General features: G+C 68.8%; 20 protein-coding genes. 10 read left to right on the forward strand and 10 right to left on the reverse strand.

The window, feature by feature from the left end; all coding sequences use genetic code 11:
- Nucleotides 1-51: 51 nt before the first annotated feature.
- Nucleotides 52-1437, reverse strand: coding sequence for an RNA 5'-3' helicase PhoH2 (phoH2, locus tag ACT89H_RS10865; RefSeq protein ID WP_445108432.1), 1386 nt, complete (start codon nucleotides 1435-1437; stop codon nucleotides 52-54).
- Between the two features lie 266 nt (nucleotides 1438-1703).
- Entirely contained in the window at nucleotides 1704-2072 is a 369-nt protein-coding gene (locus ACT89H_RS10870; RefSeq protein ID WP_445108433.1) for a DUF488 domain-containing protein, read from the reverse strand.
- A gap of 86 nt (nucleotides 2073-2158) precedes the next feature.
- Here ACT89H_RS10870 and ACT89H_RS10875 point away from each other — a divergent pair, with 86 nt between their 5' ends.
- Nucleotides 2159-2431, forward strand: a complete 273-nt coding sequence (locus ACT89H_RS10875) for a hypothetical protein (RefSeq protein ID WP_039800723.1) — start codon at nucleotides 2159-2161, stop codon at nucleotides 2429-2431.
- A gap of 6 nt (nucleotides 2432-2437) precedes the next feature.
- Here the strand turns inward: ACT89H_RS10875 and ACT89H_RS10880 are convergent, their stop codons facing one another.
- Nucleotides 2438-2860, reverse strand: a complete 423-nt coding sequence (locus ACT89H_RS10880) for a limonene-1,2-epoxide hydrolase family protein (RefSeq protein ID WP_445108434.1) — start codon at nucleotides 2858-2860, stop codon at nucleotides 2438-2440.
- Nucleotides 2861-2883: 23 nt separating this feature from the next.
- Nucleotides 2884-3600 (reverse strand): TetR/AcrR family transcriptional regulator, encoded by a 717-nt coding sequence (locus ACT89H_RS10885; RefSeq protein ID WP_445108435.1) that lies wholly within the window; start codon nucleotides 3598-3600, stop codon nucleotides 2884-2886.
- Nucleotides 3601-3712: 112 nt separating this feature from the next.
- Here ACT89H_RS10885 and ACT89H_RS10890 point away from each other — a divergent pair, with 112 nt between their 5' ends.
- The 5 genes from ACT89H_RS10890 (at nucleotide 3713) to ACT89H_RS10910 (ending at nucleotide 8106) form a co-directional block, all read left to right on the forward strand.
- Nucleotides 3713-4909 (forward strand): FAD-dependent monooxygenase, encoded by a 1197-nt coding sequence (locus ACT89H_RS10890; protein ID WP_445108436.1) that lies wholly within the window; start codon nucleotides 3713-3715, stop codon nucleotides 4907-4909.
- Between the two features lie 191 nt (nucleotides 4910-5100).
- Nucleotides 5101-5487 (forward strand): hypothetical protein, encoded by a 387-nt coding sequence (locus ACT89H_RS10895; protein ID WP_445108437.1) that lies wholly within the window; start codon nucleotides 5101-5103, stop codon nucleotides 5485-5487.
- Complete coding sequence (locus ACT89H_RS10900) at nucleotides 5484-6053, forward strand: DUF3558 domain-containing protein (RefSeq protein WP_445108438.1); 570 nt, start codon at nucleotides 5484-5486, stop codon at nucleotides 6051-6053. The genes ACT89H_RS10895 and ACT89H_RS10900 overlap by 4 nt, the downstream gene beginning before the upstream one ends.
- A gap of 14 nt (nucleotides 6054-6067) precedes the next feature.
- The gene (locus ACT89H_RS10905) at nucleotides 6068-7369 is read left to right on the forward strand and encodes a hypothetical protein (RefSeq protein ID WP_445108439.1); all 1302 of its coding nucleotides are present in this window, start codon (nucleotides 6068-6070) and stop codon (nucleotides 7367-7369) included.
- A complete protein-coding gene (locus tag ACT89H_RS10910) occupies nucleotides 7366-8106 on the forward strand; it encodes an ESX secretion-associated protein EspG (RefSeq protein WP_445108440.1) in 741 nt (246 codons plus the stop codon). The genes ACT89H_RS10905 and ACT89H_RS10910 overlap by 4 nt, the downstream gene beginning before the upstream one ends.
- Nucleotides 8107-8200: 94 nt before the next feature.
- Here ACT89H_RS10910 and glyA read toward each other — a convergent pair whose 3' ends face one another.
- Both glyA and ACT89H_RS10920 read right to left on the reverse strand, forming a co-directional pair.
- Nucleotides 8201-9496, reverse strand: coding sequence for a serine hydroxymethyltransferase (gene glyA, locus ACT89H_RS10915; RefSeq protein ID WP_445108441.1), 1296 nt, complete (start codon nucleotides 9494-9496; stop codon nucleotides 8201-8203).
- 116 nt (nucleotides 9497-9612) lie between these two features.
- Complete coding sequence (locus ACT89H_RS10920; RefSeq protein WP_445108442.1) at nucleotides 9613-10191, reverse strand: TetR/AcrR family transcriptional regulator; 579 nt, start codon at nucleotides 10189-10191, stop codon at nucleotides 9613-9615.
- A 93-nt stretch (nucleotides 10192-10284) separates the two neighbouring features.
- Here ACT89H_RS10920 and ACT89H_RS10925 point away from each other — a divergent pair, with 93 nt between their 5' ends.
- Both ACT89H_RS10925 and ACT89H_RS10930 read left to right on the forward strand, forming a co-directional pair.
- Nucleotides 10285-10746, forward strand: a complete 462-nt coding sequence (locus ACT89H_RS10925) for a PaaI family thioesterase (protein WP_445108443.1) — start codon at nucleotides 10285-10287, stop codon at nucleotides 10744-10746.
- A gap of 8 nt (nucleotides 10747-10754) precedes the next feature.
- Complete coding sequence (locus ACT89H_RS10930; protein ID WP_445108444.1) at nucleotides 10755-11015, forward strand: nitroreductase/quinone reductase family protein; 261 nt, start codon at nucleotides 10755-10757, stop codon at nucleotides 11013-11015.
- Here the strand turns inward: ACT89H_RS10930 and ACT89H_RS10935 are convergent.
- Entirely contained in the window at nucleotides 10984-12183 is a 1200-nt protein-coding gene (locus ACT89H_RS10935) for a DUF885 domain-containing protein (protein WP_445108445.1), read from the reverse strand. The genes ACT89H_RS10930 and ACT89H_RS10935 overlap by 32 nt on opposite strands.
- A 181-nt stretch (nucleotides 12184-12364) precedes the next feature.
- On the opposite strand from ACT89H_RS10935, the gene coaA reads away from it, so the two are divergent.
- Nucleotides 12365-13297 (forward strand): type I pantothenate kinase, encoded by a 933-nt coding sequence (gene coaA, locus ACT89H_RS10940; protein WP_445108446.1) that lies wholly within the window; start codon nucleotides 12365-12367, stop codon nucleotides 13295-13297.
- Between the two features lie 6 nt (nucleotides 13298-13303).
- On the opposite strand, the gene ACT89H_RS10945 is transcribed toward coaA, so the two are convergent.
- Nucleotides 13304-13903 (reverse strand): hypothetical protein, encoded by a 600-nt coding sequence (locus ACT89H_RS10945; RefSeq protein ID WP_445108447.1) that lies wholly within the window; start codon nucleotides 13901-13903, stop codon nucleotides 13304-13306.
- 52 nt (nucleotides 13904-13955) lie between these two features.
- Complete coding sequence (locus tag ACT89H_RS10950) at nucleotides 13956-14735, reverse strand: isoprenyl transferase (protein ID WP_445108448.1); 780 nt, start codon at nucleotides 14733-14735, stop codon at nucleotides 13956-13958.
- 261 nt (nucleotides 14736-14996) lie between these two features.
- Between ACT89H_RS10950 and trhA the strand changes: the two genes are divergently transcribed.
- Nucleotides 14997-15635 carry a PAQR family membrane homeostasis protein TrhA gene (trhA, locus tag ACT89H_RS10955; RefSeq protein WP_445108885.1) on the forward strand — a complete coding sequence of 213 codons (639 nt, stop codon included), beginning with the start codon at nucleotides 14997-14999 and terminating at the stop codon, nucleotides 15633-15635.
- A gap of 22 nt (nucleotides 15636-15657) precedes the next feature.
- Here trhA and ACT89H_RS10960 read toward each other — a convergent pair whose 3' ends face one another.
- The gene (locus ACT89H_RS10960) at nucleotides 15658-17709 is read right to left on the reverse strand and encodes a thioredoxin domain-containing protein (protein WP_445108449.1); all 2052 of its coding nucleotides are present in this window, start codon (nucleotides 17707-17709) and stop codon (nucleotides 15658-15660) included.
- Nucleotides 17710-17773 lie beyond the last annotated feature (64 nt).

Below are 17773 nucleotides of genomic sequence, written 5' to 3' on the forward strand. Positions count from 1 at the left end.
ATGATACCCGCTGGACATGCGATGAAACACGCCGGTGAACGGCGCTCGGGATCAGGCGTTGGGGCCGTATTCCTCCAGCATCTCGGTGACCAGCGCCGCGATCGGCGAGCGCTCGCTACGGGTCAGTGTGATGTGCGCGAAGAGCGGATGGCCCTTGAGCTTCTCCACCACCGCCGCGACGCCGTCGTGCCTGCCGACGCGCAGGTTGTCGCGCTGGGCCACATCGTGGGTGAGCACCACCCGCGAGCCGGTGCCCAGACGGCTGAGCACCGTGAGCAGCACGTTGCGCTCCAGCGACTGGGCCTCGTCCACGATCACGAAGGAGTCGTGCAGCGACCGCCCCCGAATATGGGTCAGCGGCAACACCTCCAGCATGTCGCGGCTGAGCACCTCCTCCATCACCTCGCGGCTGGCCAACCCGTCGAGCGTGTCGAAGACCGCCTGTGCCCAGGGACCCATCTTCTCGCTCTCGGTGCCGGGCAGATAGCCGAGCTCCTGGCCGCCCACCGCGTACAGCGGGCGGAAGACCACCACCTTGCGCTGCGTGCGCCGCTCCAGCACCGCCTCCAGGCCCGCCGTCAACGCCAGCGCCGATTTGCCGGTACCCGCCCGGCCGCCGAGCGAGACGATGCCGACGCTCTCGTCCAGCAGAAGGTCCAGCGCGATGCGCTGCTCGGCGGACCGGCCGTGCAGCCCGAACGCCTCGCGCTCGCGCACCAGCTGCACCCGCTTGTCCGGCGTGACCCGGCCCAGCGCACTGGAGCTGACGCCGAGCAACCGAACGCCGGTGTGGCAGGGCAGTTCTCGCGCTTCGTCGAGATCGATCACCGACTCGGCGTAGAGCTGATCGATGCGCGCCGTGCTGACATCGAGTTCGACGATGCCGGACCAGCCCGAGGTCACCACATCCTGGGCGTGGTACTCGTCGGCGTGCAAGCCCACCGCACTGGCCTTGACCCGCAGCGGAATGTCCTTGGACACCAACACCACTTCGCGGCCCTCGGCCGCGAGATTGAGCGCACAGGCCAGGATCCGGGAGTCGTTGGTGTCGGTGCGGAAGCCGACCGGAAGGACCGCGGGATCGGTGTGGTTCAGTTCCACCTGCAACGTTCCGCCCTCGGTGCCGATCGGCACCTGCTGATCCAGCCTGCCGTGTTGCAGGCGCAGATCGTCCAGGTTGCGCAAAGCTTCTCGCGCGAACCAGCCCAGCTCGTGATGGTGCCGTTTGGCTTCGAGTTCACTGATGACCACCAGGGGTAACACCACGTCGTGTTCGCCGAACCGGGTGAAGGACCAGGGATCCGACAGCAGGACGGACGTGTCGATGACGAAGGTTTTGCCGGGTAATTGCGAGGGGCGGGCCCCCTTCGCGGCGGCTCCGCCTTTCGCGGAGCGGGAGTGCGCCGAGGGAGCGGAAACGGAGCGTGCAGCAGTCACGGTGGGCTCCTCTGTGTTCGTGCGGCAATCGCACGAACGATCTCGCTGGACCGGTCCGTCCTGATGGACCCGACGTTGCCGTCAGATGCCACGAGGGCCGGGCTCCGGCCCCCTCGTACTGAGTAGCTCAGTCACGGTCAGGACCTCCCGTACGAGCCACACCGCCGCGGCCCGCACACCCGACGCTACCTTCGATTCCGGTGTCCGCGCTCGGAGACCGGGAGGCATGTCAGTGAATTTGTCGTAAACCCGCACGTCGCCGCGGTTCACCGCAGCACGTCAAGCAGTACCGGAACATGGCTGTGCGCCGGATCCTGTACGGCTGTGAGCAAGGTGACCGGACCTTCGGCTGCCAAGGCGCGTAAATCCCGCAAATCTTGCTGAACCTCCGGCGCCGCGAGTTCGGCGCGGAAGCGACGGGCGAATTCCGGGCCGCGCGCGTCCCGGTCGGCGTGGAACCAGCGCCGCAGCTCGGTGCTCGGCGCGAGCGCCTTCGGCCAGCGATCGACCCGCGCTTGCGCTTTGGTGATGCCCCTGGGCCAGAGCCGGTCGACCAGCACCCGGGTGCCGTCGTCGGGGTCGGGATCGTCGTAGACCCGCTTGATCCGGAAGCCGGGGTGGGGTTGCGGTGCCATAGCAGTCATCGCAGCACGGCGTCCGAGTCGCGACGGGATTCGCCACGCGGTCGCTGTCGTCCGATTCGGCGGATAGAGTCGCTGGTATGTCCGGTAACGAGGATTTGGAGAAGCTGTCGTCGAAGGAGCTGCACGACCGGGCGATGAAGCTCGCCGTGCGGCGAGGGGATGTGAAGTTCCTGTGGCGGCTGCTCACGTCGATCCCGGCCGCCGAGGCCGCCGCGGGCAATGTCGGCGAAAGCGAGGCCGACATCAAGTACGTGCTGCCGATGCTCGACGACTACGTCCACGCGGGCGACGGCGCGGTCGCCGAGGTGCTGCGACCGGTGTATCTGGACTATCTGGCCCAGCACTCCTGAGGCCGGTCAGCCGCGGGTGAGCGCGGCGCGCCAGAGGCCGACAGCCGTGCCGCGCAGGAGGTTCTCCCAGCTGAAGTGGTCATGCCACACGATGATTCGGCCGTCGCGCAGTTCGAACGTGCCGGTCACCCAGAAACCGACGCGCACCGGACCGAAGCGCAGATAGTCGGTGCGGTCGGTGAGCACCACATCGCCGTCGGCGGCGATGTGGTGCATGTCCACCCCGAAGCCGAGCCAGTCGCGGCGCAGGCCGCGCAGCACGCCGCCGACCCGGCGGACGCCCCGCACGTCCGGCAGCGAGGTGTTCTTCCAGACGATGTCCGGGTGCAGCAGGTCGATCGCCTCCTGCGAGGCGCCCATTTCCAGCGCGGCGAAGAACTCCCGCACGGTGGTGATCGAGTCCTGTTTCAGGTCGGGTTCGTCGGTCATGGTCCGAGCGTAGGCCGCGGCGGTTACCCGCGGCGCGCGATGAGCACGGCCAGTCCGTCGAGAATGCGCTCGATGCCGAACTTCAGCGCGCCCTCCCCGCCCGCGACCGCGCCGCCCTCCGCGAACGCGGCGGCCGCGGCCGGATACCGATCCGCCGCGGCGGCCACCATCCCGGCGAACTGACCCGCCATCTGCTTTTCGAACTCGTCGGCGTCCGCCACCAGCACCTGCTGCGCCAGGCTGCGGGCGTGTCCGGTCAGCAGAACGATCGTGTCCAGCCGTTCGGCGGCGCTGAGACCGGTTCCGGCGAGCGCGCCGAGCGCGGACTCCACCCAGGCCACCTCGTTCGGGCCGACCGGCCGCACGCCCACCGACACCTCTATCGACCAGGGGTGGGCGCTGAAGCGCGCGTAGATCGTCTCGCACCACACGCGCAGCAGGTCGCGCCAGCCGTCCTCGGACGCCTCCGCCGCCGCGCTCAGTTCCGGTGGCGCCCCCAGGGCCGTGTCCAGCATCAGCGCGACGAGCTCGGCCTTACCCGGCACGTAGCGGTACAGCGACATCTTCGTGAAGCCGAGTCGCTCGGCCAGCCGCTGCATGGACAGGTTCGGCAGTCCTTCGGCGTCGGCCAGAGCGACGGCCTCCGCGACGATCCGCTCCAGCGACAGCGCGGGTTTCGGTCCGCGCTTGGGCCGCTGTCCGGTACCCCAGAGCAGTTCCAGTGTGGTCGGTGTCGGCATGCCCGAAATCCTTCCGGAGAACGTCTTGACGTGAAACTGTGTCTACCATACGCTAATTTGCGTCCATAGGATACAGTTTCCATAGGACGCAGATTTGAGACGAGGAGATTCCATGCGCGACACCACCGTTCTGATCTCCGGCGCGAGCATCGCCGGACCCGCGCTGGCCTACTGGCTGCACCGCTACGGGTTCGCGGTCACCGTCGTCGAGCGCGCCGCGGCGCTGCGCCCTGGCGGTCAGGCGATCGATTTCAAAGGCCGCACCCACCGCACCGTGCTGGAACGGATGGGCGTGCTGGACGACATCGAGCAGCGCAGGACGGGTACGACCGACACCGTCTTCGTCGACGAGCGAGGCACCGAGTTGGCGCTGATGTCGGGCGAATTCACCGGCGGCGATATGGAGATCCTGCGCGGCGACCTGTCCGAGATCCTCTACCGCCGCACCGCCGACCGGTGCGAGTACCTGTTCGGCGATTCGATCACCGCGCTCACCGAGACCGCGGCAGGCGTGCACGTCGAGTTCGAGCACGCTCCCGCCCGCACCTACGACCTCGTCTTCGGCGCCGACGGCATCCATTCTCGGGTCCGCAGGCTGGCCTTCGGGCCCGAGCGGGACTTCGTGCGGCACCTGGGCTACTACTACGCCGTCGCGGGCGCAGGCCCATGGAGCGGCAAGTCCACCGGACCGCGCGAACGCGTGGTCGCGTACGGCCACAACGTTCCGGGCCGACTCGCGATCAGCGGTGGTCCGAAGGCGCAGCAGATGTACATGTTCGCCGCGCCCGAACTCGACTACGCCCGCGACGACAGCACCGCTCAGCGGCGCATCCTCGCCGAAACCTTCGCCGAGGTCGGGTGGGACGTGCCGCGAATGCTCGCCGAACTCACCGAATTCGACGACTTCTACCTGGATTCGATCGGTCGGGTCCAGATGCCCGACGGCTACACCAAGGGACGTATCGCGCTGGTCGGCGACTCCGGGTACGGGAACACCCTGGGCGGCTTCGGCACCGGGCTCGCCGTGGTCGGCGCGTACGTCATCGCGGGTGAGCTGGCCTTGGCGGGCGGCGACCACACCGCCGCCTTCGCTCGGTACGACGAACTCATGAAGCGCTACTCGAAGATCGCGGGCAACAGCAACGCCGGCCGCTTCCTGGCGCCCAAAACCGCGTGGGGAATCACGATGCGCAACTGGTTCCTCCGCTCCCGGATGTTCGCGCTGATGACGAAATACGGCGACAACGCCGCCAACGACATCGACCTGCGGGACTACCCCGCACTGATCGCCGCGGCGGATGCGCGCTGACCGCTCGGCAGCGGCCCCGACAGCGATCGAACTCGCCACAGCCGCCGCGCGGCACGACATCCCGGTTCGGAACCGTCGCGCGGTCGACCAGCGGCGCGACGGGACGCCCGAGATTCGGCTGCGTTTCGATGGAACCGGAGTGCTCCAGGGCGCGTCTATAAGGTCGGACGGTACTGACAGAAGGGGCGGCAATGGCGGACAGCCCGTTTCCCGGGTACATCGAAGCTGCGGCAACCGGGGCGCTGCGGGTACGGATGGACCCGCAAGCATTCGTGAAGATCGACCAGGCGTGCCAGGAGCTGATCGACACGCTCGTCGCGGCGCAAACCGACGCGCGCGAACTCGGTGAGCGGCAGCACTGGGGGCTTGGTGAAGACAATCCGAAGCTGACCTCCGCCGTAGAACTGGTGCGGCTGTTCCGGGAGAAGGCATTCGGTGGCCCGAACAACGCCTTCGACACGCTCACCGAGTACATCTGCGTAGCGCAAGAGATCACATCCATGTTCGACGCCATCCGCGACGGCTACGTTCGGACCGATACGGAATTCGCGGCGGCGCTGCGGGAGCTCAGCGCATGAAGACCGGCACAAACGTTCGGACCACCGGATGCGTTGCCGGGGCAGCGGCTCTGGTCTTGCTCTCCGGATGCGGTGTCGGCACGGCACCGAGCGATTCGGCGACCTCGGTCACCGGCGCCACCGGGTCCGATTCGAGCGCGTCGCCACAGATCCCGTTCGATCCCTGCATCGCACTCACACCCCAGTTTCTCGCGGAGCGTCAGTGGGACTCGAGACCCCCGGAATCCAAACAGGACAGCCGAGGCGGCGTCACCAGGAAGGGGTGCCGGTATGTCGCACGGGCCGGGTACGGATTCGTCGTCGAGACCACCAACGGCACTCTCGAACAGATTCGCAGCACTTACCCTGCTGCGGTGGACATCCCGGCAGGCGATCGGAAAGCCGTCCGCTACGAAGCCCGTCCGGACGTACCCGGCGGCTGCACGATCAACGTCGAAATGAGGTCCGGCTCGCTCTACATCCTGACGAATGTGCCGCAGACGCCGGCGAACAAGCACCTCGTCGCCTGCGATATCGCCACCGACATCGCCAGAGCGGTCGCACCGCTGCTGCCCGCGGGCAGCTGAACACCGGGGGGATCATGAGACAAACCGACGGCCGCGCGATCACGAACCCGGAGAACGCGCAGAGCTTCTCGCACGCGGAGATCAAACAGGCCGCCGACGCGATGAATCCGGGCGCGCTCGACGGTGCGTTCGCCGCGTGGTCGGCCATCGCCGCGGCGGTGACAAACGCGGGTCAGCGATTCGAGAACGCGATCAGGAACGCGGTGGACCAGCATTGGGAGGGGGCGGCGGCCGACAGCGCGGTCCGCTGCGTGCGCGAGTACGCGGCGCGGGTGGGCGAACTCGGTGCGTCCCTCGGCGCGCAGAGTCTACCGCTGTCGGCGGCGGCGGACGCGGCGGCGAAGTTCAAGATGTCGGTGCCGGATCTGCTGGACACCTCGGTCACAACAGCCGGTGCGGCACAGCGCAACTCGCGGGAGGAGCAGGCCCGCGACGAGATGAACACCCAGTACATCCAGCCGTTCGGAGCCACCGCGCCGGGTATTCCGACACTGCCGTCCCCGGTCACTCCGACCGCCACGGCCCCGACCGGTGCGGAGGCCGGTACTGGTGCTGAGGCCGGTACCGGTGCTGAGGCCGGCACCGGTATAGAGACCGGCATCGGTGTGGAAACTGACAAGGGTATGGAAACCGACACCGGCGCTGAGGCCGGCACCGGTGTGGAAACCGGCACGACCGTGGGCTCGCAGACCGTGGCCACTTCCACCCGCTCCCCGGACAGCTCCTCTTCCGACGGCACTCCCTCCACCGCGGACACCGCCTCCCCCGCCGGTTCGGCGGACGAGGGCGAGCCGGAGGACAAAACGCAGCCGACCGTCGATGCCGCGCCGCAAACCCTCTCGTATCGAGCGGTTTCACCCCACCAGGACATCGAGGCGACCACTCCGGCAGCCACCACGAGGACGCAGACATTCACACCGTCCGCACCGATCGCGCCCTCCTCGCCGTCGCCGACAACACCCACCAGCCTGACCCCGACCTCGTTCTACGCCACACCGAACGGCACGCCGAGCGGACCGGCCACCCCCGGCGCGGCCGGAATGCCCAGCGCCTCGGACGACCGAGCGCGATCGGGCACGTCTCGGCCCGCCCAGCCCACCGTCCCCGCCGCGGTCGATGGGCAACCCGCCGCACCGGGGCGCCCGGGAGCGACGGGCGCCGCGGGCTACTCGGGGATGGTGCCGCCAGGGATGGGCGGCAGGCGTGCGGACGACGACGAGCACCGGTCGCCGAACTACCTGCGCACCGAGGAACACGCGAAAGAGCTACTCGGCGAGGTGAAACCGACGGTGCCACCCGTACTCGGTGAGCTATGACGGCGCAGTGGTCGTTGTCGGCCGAGCAGTTCGCCGCGGCATGGTTCGGGACGGGCCTGGACCGCATGCCCTTCCCGTTCCGATTCACCAGCCGCTTTCCCGGTCGCAACGAGTATCAGGCGTATCAACAGCAGTTCCGCGCCGAGCTGGGCCGGGACGAGCGGCTGCCGCTGCGCAGCGCGATCACCACGCTGGCCGTTCCGGACTGGCGCATCGAGCTGGTCGGCTACGACAACACGCGTGAAGGCGTCGAACTGCGCGCCATTGCCTGCGGCGCCCGCACCGGCTCGGGTGTGCTCGCCGTGCAGTCGCCCGCGCCGGACGGCGGACAAGTCCGGTTACGTCGCTGCCGCATCGATCAGCTCGCCGGCGAAGTGGTGCGATTACTCCCGGACGCCCCGGCCGGAACGGTGGGTGAGAAGAGCTTCCTGCTCGACGATCTCAACGACGATCGCCCCGATGTGTTCGGCAACGCACCCGCCGGCCGGGCGAAAGAGCGCTACCGGCGTTTCTGGCGGCAGTCGTGCACCACCCGCGGCACCATCGGCGTGTTGCTGGGCCCGCGCAATGCCGAACCGTTGCGCACCGGCCGCCTCCGCTGGATCGACACGGCCGACGGCCGCTACTGCGAGGTTCCGGCGAACCGCGCCCTGATGATCCGCCCGGGGACCAGCGCCGATATCGCCCGGTACCTGGACGAGTCGATCGTGCGGGCTGAGGCGCGCATGGACAGGTAGTTCGGATCGCTGCGGTGGCGGTGGGATCGGCGCTCACGACAGCCGACCATGCTTCGTGTGTCCGGCCCGCCCGGACGCACGAAGCACACCGGTATCAGCCCAGCAGGCGCCAGTCCTCCAGGCCGTCGTACAGCGGAACATCCTTGGCCAGCTTGCCGACCCGGGCGCGCAGCGCATCCAAGTCGGCGCCGCCGGCCAGCGCGCTCGCGATGATGTCGGCGACCTCGGCGAACTCGGTGTCGCCGAAGCCGCGGGTGGCCAGCGCGGCGGTGCCGATGCGCAGACCGGAGGTGACCATCGGGGGACGCGGGTCGAACGGAACGGCATTGCGGTTCACGGTGATGCCGATCTCGTGCAGCAGGTCCTCGCCCTGCTGGCCGTCGAGTTCGGAGTTCCGCAGGTCGACCAGCACCAGATGCACGTCGGTGCCGCCGGTGAGCACGCTGATGCCCTTGTCCTTGACGTCGGCTGCGGTGAGCCGCTCGGCCAGGATCTTGGCGCCGGACAGGGTGCGCTCCTGGCGATTGCGGAACTCCTCGCCCGCGGCGATCTTGAACGCGACGGCCTTGGCGGCGATGGCGTGCATGAGCGGCCCGCCCTGCTGGCCCGGGAACACCGAGCTGTTCAGCTTCTTGGCGTATTCCTGCTTGGCCAGGATCAGGCCGGAGCGGGGACCGCCGAGGGTCTTGTGCACGGTCGAGGACACCACGTCGGCGTGGGGCACCGGCGAGGGGTGCAGACCGGCGGCGACCAGGCCGGCGAAGTGCGCCATATCCACCCACAGGTAGGCGCCGACCTCGTCGGCGATCGAGCGGAACGCCGCGAAGTCCTGGTGGCGCGGGTAGGCCGACCAGCCTGCCACGATCACCTTCGGACGCGTCCGCAGCGCGATCGCGCGCACCTCGTCCATGTCGACACGGTGGTCCTCTTTGCTCACTCCGTACGAGTGCACCTCGTAGAGCTTGCCGGAGAAGTTCAGGCGCATGCCGTGGGTCAGGTGACCGCCGTGTGCGAGATCGAGACCGAGCAGCTTGTCGCCCGGGTCCATCAGCGACATCAGCACCGCGGCGTTCGCCTGCGCGCCCGAATGCGGCTGCACGTTGGCGAATTCGGCGCCGAACAGCTCCTTGGCGCGGTTGCGCGCCAGCGTCTCCACCACGTCGACGTGCTCGCAGCCGCCGTAGTACCGCCGTCCCGGGTAACCCTCAGCGTACTTGTTGGTCAGCACGCTACCCTGCGCCTGCAGCACCGCGCGCGGCACGAAGTTCTCCGAGGCGATCATCTCGAGGGTGTCGCGTTCGCGGGCGAGCTCGCCTGCCATCGCGGCGGCGAGTTCCGGATCGAGCTCACCGAGGGACTGGGAATTGACAGAGGCGGTCGTCTGCGTCACGACCTTCAGTCTATGGGCCACGGCCCAGCCCTCGAGCAGGGGGTTCTTTCCCTCCGCTCGCACCGGCGCGCCGTACGGCGCGGCCGTGACCTGCGACACGCCGGTGCCCCGCGCGATCAGCGGGATCCGCCGCTGTCCGGCAGATAGCTCTCCAACAGGATCGTGAGATGCCGCTGCGCGTCTTCCAGCGGCTGCGTGGACTTCATGGCCCGCGCCTGGATGACGGCCCCCTCCATGGCGCTGAACACGAAACTGCCGAACGAGCGCGCCTGCGGCGCGGACATGCCCGCGTCGACCAGTGCCGCACCGAGCCTTGCGTGCCAGGCGTCGAAGACTTCGCCTGCGGCGGCCTGCACCCGGGGCTCGGACTCGGCCAGCGCCGCCCCGACGATCGGACACCCGGCGCGATAGTCGGTCTTCTCCAGCGCGCCGACCCACCACCCGATCAGCGAATCCAGCCAGCGGCGCGGCGGCGCGGCGGTGACCTTGTCGATCACCTCGCCGATCCGCGCGCCCGCCACCCGGGTGGCGGTTTCGACCAGCTCGCTCTTGCCCGCAGGAAAGTGCTGGTAGAGCGAGTTTCTCGAGGCATTTCCGCGCTCGAGCAGGGCGGCGAGGCCGGCGGCGTGCACGCCCTGTTCGCGAACCAGTTCGATCGCGCTCTCGATCAGCCTCGTGCGCGGCCCTGCGCTCATCTGCGTTCCCAGTCCGAGGGTTGCGTGAACCGATCGGTCCATGTTGCAATCATGACAGATATGGACCGATCGGTTCATCGAAAGGACGGATTCATGTCCGACGCGACCGTCGATCTGGCTCAGCTGTCCGGTCTCGAACTCCTGCGCACCGCGATGACCCGGACGGATCGCCCACCGTTCATCGGGGACCTGCTCGGCATGGAGGTCGACGAGCTCGAACACGGCAAGGCGGTGTTCGCGCTGCGCACCCGGCCCGAGTTCGCCAACCCGCTCGGCACCACGCACGGCGGCATCTGCGCCACCCTGCTCGACTCGGTGATGGGCTGCGCTGTGCACACCACGCTGGAACCCGGCGTCGGGTACACGACACTGGAGCTGAAGACCAACTACATCCGCTCCGTGCCCACCGACGGACAGCGCCTCACGGCCACCGGCACCACGATCCACGTCGGTCGCACCACCGCTACCGCCGAGGGGCGGGTGGTCGACGAGCAAGGCCGCCTGGTCGCGCACGCCACCACCACCTGCGCCATCTTCCGCCCGCAACGATCCTGAGGAGCACTGTGCCGGTCACCCCGTCGATCGACGAGACCGGCGCGTGGCTGATCTCGCAGCACGGCCGTGGGTTCGGCTGGGCCCGCACCATCACCGCCGACCCACAGGTCCGGCTACGGCAGGGCAGCAGATGGCGCACCGGCACGGCCGCCTTCGTACCGGAGGACGACGTGGTGGCCCGCTCACGCACGTTCGTCCAGGGACCGCGTCGCCGCCGCCTGACCACGCGTCGCGCCCTCACGCCGCCGCGCGCACCGCGCCCGGAGTGAGCGGTTCGTCGAGGAGCCTGCGGAAACGGTCGGCCCGATCCTCGGCGTCGGCCGCGCGATCGAGCCAACCACCCAGCAGCCGGTATCCTTCGACATACGTGGAGATGTAGGCCCGCCACAGCGGCGAGGACAGGAAGCGCAGCGACTGGCGCGCCCGCTCCGGCGTCGTCAGGCTCCAGGTCTGCAAGAACTCCGCCACCTCGTCGTGCGACCGCCCCCGGTCGTGCAGCAGCAGCGCAGCGTCCTGGCGCACGGCCAGCAACTTGGCCGACGCGTTCGAAAGGCGTTCGGCTCGTTCGCCGTCGAAGCGCAACCCGAGATCCGCGTAGATCTCCTGCGCCCACTTGCCCCAGCCGGGCCCGACGATCGAGCGCAACGCCAGATCGGCGAGCCCCTCGGCCATCAGGCACTGCGGCGTGTTCACCAGGAACAGCGTCTGCTCGGCCTGCCCGGCGGCGACCAGCCCGGCTTCCTTGCGGCAGTGCTCGGTGTGGTGCCCCGGGTAGGACTCGTGCGCGATCAGCTGCGGCAGGTGCGCCATGTGCTGCTTCAGGTCGGAGTTGATCGCGACCCGCGACTGGTAGTTGCCGAGGTAGTAGTTGAACCCGGACCAGGGCTTGTCCCCCACCACCTCGTAGGTGACGTGCTCGTGATCGGGCAGTGGGTAGCGGGCGCGAACCAGCTCGCGCAGCGCGCTGGAGAACGCCTCGACGCAGACCGGCAACCGCTCCGGCGGGATCTCGTCGGCCTTGCGATGAGCGGCCACCCGTTCGGCCAGCGGCCCGTCCCCGGCGAGCACCTCGTCCATCTGCCGGTGCGCGTCACGGTAGTCGTCCACGTCGCCGGGCACGATGTCGACGTCGAAGTAGGCGCGCACCTCCTCGACGAAGCCGATGTCCTCGCCCGCGAACTTCCGTGCGGAGCACTCCAACGCGCGCAGGTGCGCGTCGAGGAACTCGGAGCGCACGGGCGCCAGACCCGCCTCCGGTACGACGGCCCGCAAGTCGGCGGCGCGCCGAGCCAGCTCGCGCGGCTGCGGGGCGGGCGCGTTCCGCACCTCGCGGCGCAGTGCGGGATCACCGGTGTAGGCGTCGACGAATCCTTCTTCCAGCCGGTCGAAGGCGAGGCCGAGCCGCAGGTATTCGGTCACGAGCGGATGCGCTTCCATGCCAGCCGACATTAGCGGCTGACACCTGGGTCATCGAGTCGGTTACCAACCGGTAGTGGTACCCCGCTCGGCACACGACGTTGACGCGGAGCAGAATTCGCCTATGCGGCGACAGCTAGACCGAATCTCACCGGACCCGCACGGTAACTGTGCGTGTTTGCCGAAACGGAGCGTCGGGTAAATGGCACGAATGAGCGAGCCGAGTCCCTACGTGGAATTCGACCGGAAACAGTGGCGGACCCTGCGTAAATCGACTCCCCTGGTGCTCACCGAGGAAGAACTGATCGGCCTGCGCGGCCTCGGGGAACAGATCGATCTCGAAGAAGTCGCGGAGGTGTATCTCCCGCTCGCTCGTCTCATCCACCTGCAGGTGGCCGCGCGTCAGCGGCTGTTCGCCGCGACCGCGACCTTCCTCGGCGAAACCCATCCCGACCAGCAGGTACCGTTCGTGATCGGCGTCGCGGGCAGCGTCGCGGTGGGCAAGTCCACCACCGCGCGCGTGCTGCAAGCGCTGCTGGCGCGCTGGGATCACCACCCACGGGTCGATCTGGTCACCACCGACGGATTCCTCTACCCCACCGCGGAACTCACCCGGCGCGGCATCATGCATCGCAAGGGTTTTCCGGAGAGCTACGACCGCCGCAAGCTGTTGCGATTCGTCACCGAGGTGAAATCCGGTGCGTCCGAAGTCTGCGCCCCGGTGTATTCGCACATCTCCTATGACATCGTGCCGGGCCGGCTGCACTGCGTGCGCCAGCCCGACATTCTGATCGTGGAGGGGTTGAACGTGCTGCAGACCGGTCCGCGCCTGATGGTGTCGGATCTGTTCGACTTCTCGATCTACGTCGACGCGCGCATCGAGGACATCGAGAAGTGGTATGTGCAAAGGTTTCTCACCTTGCGCCAGACCGCATTCGCCGATCCGAACGCACATTTCCACCACTATTCCGGATTCACCGACGAGCAGGCGACCGCGGCCGCACAGGAGATCTGGAACAACACCAACCGGCCGAATCTGGTGGAGAACATTCTGCCCACCCGTCCGCGCGCGACCCTGGTGCTGCGCAAAGACGCCGATCACAGCATCAATCGGCTGCGGCTGCGGAAATTGTGATCCTGCTTACAATTTCCACGTCTCGTCCAGCCGCTGCGCGACATCGATATCGCAGGCCGCGGTGATGTGCGGCCGACGGATCTCCTCGGAGACATAGCGGGCGACGAAACGCCTGATCTCGTGATCGACGCCGGCGAGAACCCGCAGCAGCTGTCCGCGCCTGGTGGCGGCGGCGACACTGACATGCACGTCAGCCGCTCGCGGGTCGGCGATATCGATCACCACCCGCAGGGGCGCCGCTGTGCGCACCGTCAGGTGCAGACGCACGGTTCCCTCGACGTGGAACCGGTGCCGGTCGACCGCCAGGTCCAGCAGCAGGTCGACCTCCAACGGGATGATCAACTCGAACGCGATCGTCTCGTCGTCGCGGCGGCGCAGCCGGGACGCGCCGAGCTGGACCTGCGCGGTGGCCTTGGCCAGCCGGCCGGGGCCGACCCCGATCGGGCCGAAATCGAAAGCGCTGCCGGTCAATTGGTCGAACGCGCCCGCGATGCGCGCTTCGGAGGCGGCGTACTCCAGAAAGCGCCTACCGAACTCCACATAGCTGATCGAGTCGTCCGGTTCGCCCTTCGCGGCTCCGGCGGGCCGGTGGTCGAACGAGCTCATGAGACCGCACGGTGCGCGACAAGAGAGTGCGATCCGGCGCACCAAGATCGAATCAGACGCCGAAACGGCGATGCCGCGCGGCGAAGTCGCGCAGCGCCCGCAGAAAATCCACCCGGCGGAACTCCGGCCAGTACGCCTCGGTGAACCATATCTCCGAGTATGCGCTCTGCCACAGCAGGAACCCGGAAAGCCGCTGCTCGCCGGAGGTGCGAATGACCAGGTCCGGGTCCGGCTGACCGGAGGTGTAGAGATGCTGGCCGATGGCGTTCACCGTGATCGACTGCACCAGGTCCTCGCCGGTTTCGCCCGCGGCGATCTCCTGACGGACCAGCGAGCGCACCGCGTCGGCGATCTCCTGCCTGCCGCCGTAGCCGACCGCGACATTGACGTGCACTCCGTCGCGGCCGTCGGTGCGCTCGGCAGCGGTGCGCATTCGCTTGGCGATCAGCTCGGGGAAGCCGTCGAGCGAGCCGACGATGCGCACGCTCCAGTTCTGCTCCGGCGCCGACAACTCCTCGACCACGTCGGTGATGACCTCGAACAGCGTCTCCAGTTCGTCCGGATCGCGCTGGAGATTCTCGGTGGACAGCAGGTAGACGGTCACCATTTCGATGCCCTCGGCCTCGCACCAGCCGACCAGCTCGGCGATCTTCAGCGCGCCGACGCGATGGCCGTGACTGACGTCGGTGAAACCGTTCTCCCGCGCCCACCGGCGATTGCCGTCACACATCACCGCGACGTGCCGGGGATGCTGCTTACCGGCCAGCTGCCTGGACAGCCGGGCCTCGTAGATGCGATACGGCAGACCCCGCACCTGACTCGGTAGTTCCACGCGGGCAACCCTACGCCTCGGCGGCGCGGACGCGGCATCGACTGCGATACGCCGGTACAGTGGCCGGGAGCGCGCAAGTTACGGTTGCGTAGGTTACTGACGGGTTCAAACTATCTCGTCTGCACTCGGTCCGGCGTGGGCCGCGGACAGACTGCTCCGGCTGTCCCTGAGGAGGTACACGTGTCCGAATCGGTCGGCGCCGCCGATACGGCGGCCGCCACACCGGTCCCCGTATCGGCGGGCGAAGCGCTCGCCGACGCGCTGGTCAAGCCGCGCTTACGCGGTTGGATCCATACTTGGGCCGTCGGCGTCGCGGCGATCGCTGCCGTCGTGCTGATCGCCACCGCCACCACGGTCTCGGCGACCGCCGGATGGTCGACCCTGGTCTACGGGCTCACCGTGTGCGGACTGTTCGGCGTCAGCGCGGTGTATCACCGGGTGACCTGGCCGACCGTGCGCGCTCGCATCCGGATGAAGCGAGCGGATCACTCGATGATCTTCCTGTTCATCGCGGGCAGTTACACCCCGTTCGCCCTGCTCGGTCTGCCCGGGCGCACCGGGCAGACGCTGCTGGCCGTGGTCTGGGCGGGCGCGCTGGCCGGAGTGGCGCTGAAACTGCTGTGGCCCGGCGCTCCCCGCTGGGTCGGCGTGCCGCTGTATCTGCTGCTGGGCTGGGCCATCGTGCCGGTGGCCGGACAACTGAACGACCAGATCGGCATCGCACCGCTGATTCTGCTGTTGATCGGCGGCCTGTGCTACAGCGGCGGCGCGATCCTCTACGCCACCAAGTGGCCGAACCCGTGGCCGGGCGTCTTCGGGCATCACGAGTTCTTCCACGCGGCCACGGTGCTCGCGGCACTGACCCATTACGCGGCGGTCTGGCTCGTCGTCCTGCGCTGAGCGCACCGCGGATACACCGTCGCTAGTTGCGCAGCAGTGCCGTGCGGAGCTGGTCGGGAGTGGAGACCGGGAGGTCGCAGACGGAGCCGCGGCAGACGTACGCGGCGGCGGCATTGCCGACCAAGGGCCGATCGACCAGCAGCGGGACAGCGTCCGGGGCAGCGGCGAGGACGACGGAGCCGCCCGGCGCGGTCGAACGGGCCGTGGCGAGCAACTCGGTCGGATCGGCCGCCGATTCCGTGGCGATGGCGACTTGCAGCGGGCCACGCAGGGCCGCCTCGGCGACGGTGAGCCACTGGCCCGCCGATCGCGGCGCGCGGGCCAGCACGATCGCGCCGCGCTCCAGCGTGCGGTCGGCAAGCTCCCGGTAGCGGACGGCCCGTTCGGGATCGCTCGTGGCCGCGGCGGTGAGCAGCGCTTCGGCCAACGCGGAGGCCCCCGCGGGAGTGGCGCCGTCGATCGGGTCACGCGGGCGGGCGACGAGGGTTTCGGCGTCGTCGGCGGTGTCGAACCAGCTGCCGGGTCGATCCGGGTCGGCGAAATGCTCGATCGCGGTGTCCAGCAAGCGTTGGGCGTCGTCCAGCCAGCCGAGTTCGCCGGTGGCCTGGTGCAGCGCGAGCAGGCCGGTGACCAGCCAAGCGTGATCCTCCAGAATGCCGGGCGCCGCGCCGACGACACCGCCGAGCGAGGCGCGCCGCAGCCGCCCGTCGACCACGTGCTCGGCCAACAGGAACCGCGCGCACCGCACGGCGGCGGCGGTCCACTCCGGCTCGTCCAACGCGCCCGCGGCTTCGGCGAGCGCGGTGATCGCCATGCCGTTCCACGCGGTGACCACTTTGTCGTCCCGGTCCGGCTGGGGACGGCGGTCGCGGGCGGCGATCAACGTGGCACGGATGTGTTCCAGCCGCGCCGTGTCCTCCGCCGTGACCGGCTCGGTGTACCTGGTCAGCACCGAGGTGCACTGTTCGAAGTTTCCGGCGGTGGTGACGCCGAAGAATTCGGCCGCCCACGCCCCGTCGATCGCACCGAGCACACCGGCCAGCTCGGCGGGCGTCCACACGTACGTCGCGCCTTCGACGCCGGGCTTGCCGGGCTCCAAATGCGTGTCGGCGTCCAGCGCCGAGGCGAAACCGCCCTGCGGGGTTCCGAGATCGTCGAGCAGGAACCGCACCGTCTCCCGGGTGACCCGGTGCGACAACGATTCCGGAAGCCCCGATGCGCTGCGGCGGGCCAAATGCGCGTAGGCGCGCAGCAGTTGCGCGTTGTCGTAGAGCATCTTCTCGAAATGGGGCACCACCCACGCGGCGTCCACCGAATACCGCGCGAACCCGCCGCGCAGCTGGTCGTAGATGCCGCCGCGCGCCATGGCCTCGGCAGTACGGGCCACCACGTCGAACACCGCGCGGTCGCCGGTCCGCTCCCAGTGCCGCAGCAGGCCCTCCAGCAGCGCCGACGGCGGGAACTTGGGAGCGCCGCCGAACCCGCCGTGCTGGGCGTCCTCGTCGCGCAGCACGGCGGCGACGGATTGGGCGAGCAACTCCGGTGTGATCGCCAGGTCCGCGTCGGGCAGTCCCGACGCCTGGTCCCGTAACGCAGCAGCCACCTGCGCGGAGGCCTGGTTCACTTCGTCCCGCCGGGTCCGCCAGGTTTCGGTCACCGCGGTGAGCAGCTGGGTGAACGACGGCATGCCGCCGCGCGGGAGCTTCGGGTAGTAGGTGCCGCAGTAGAACGGTTCACCGTCCGGGGTCAGGAAGCAGGTCATCGGCCAGCCGCCCTGCCCCGTCATCGCGACCGTGGCGTTCATGTAGACCGCGTCCAGGTCCGGTCGTTCCTCTCGGTCGACCTTCACGCAGACGAAATTCTCATTCATCTGGTCGGCAGTGGCCTGGTCCTCGAACGACTCGTGCGCCATCACATGGCACCAGTGACAGGACGCGTACCCCACCGACAGCAGGACGGGCACGTCCCGCTCCCGGGCTTCGGCCAGCGCTTCGGCATCCCACTCCCGCCAGTGCACCGGGTTGTCCGCATGCTGACGCAGGTACGGAGACGTCGCCATTCCGAGCCGGTTCATGGCTCCACCGTACGACCCTTCCTGGTGCCGTGCGGGGACCACCACCGGACATGCCAGGGCCGAT

It is taken from the genome of Nocardia aegles, assembly GCF_052545135.1.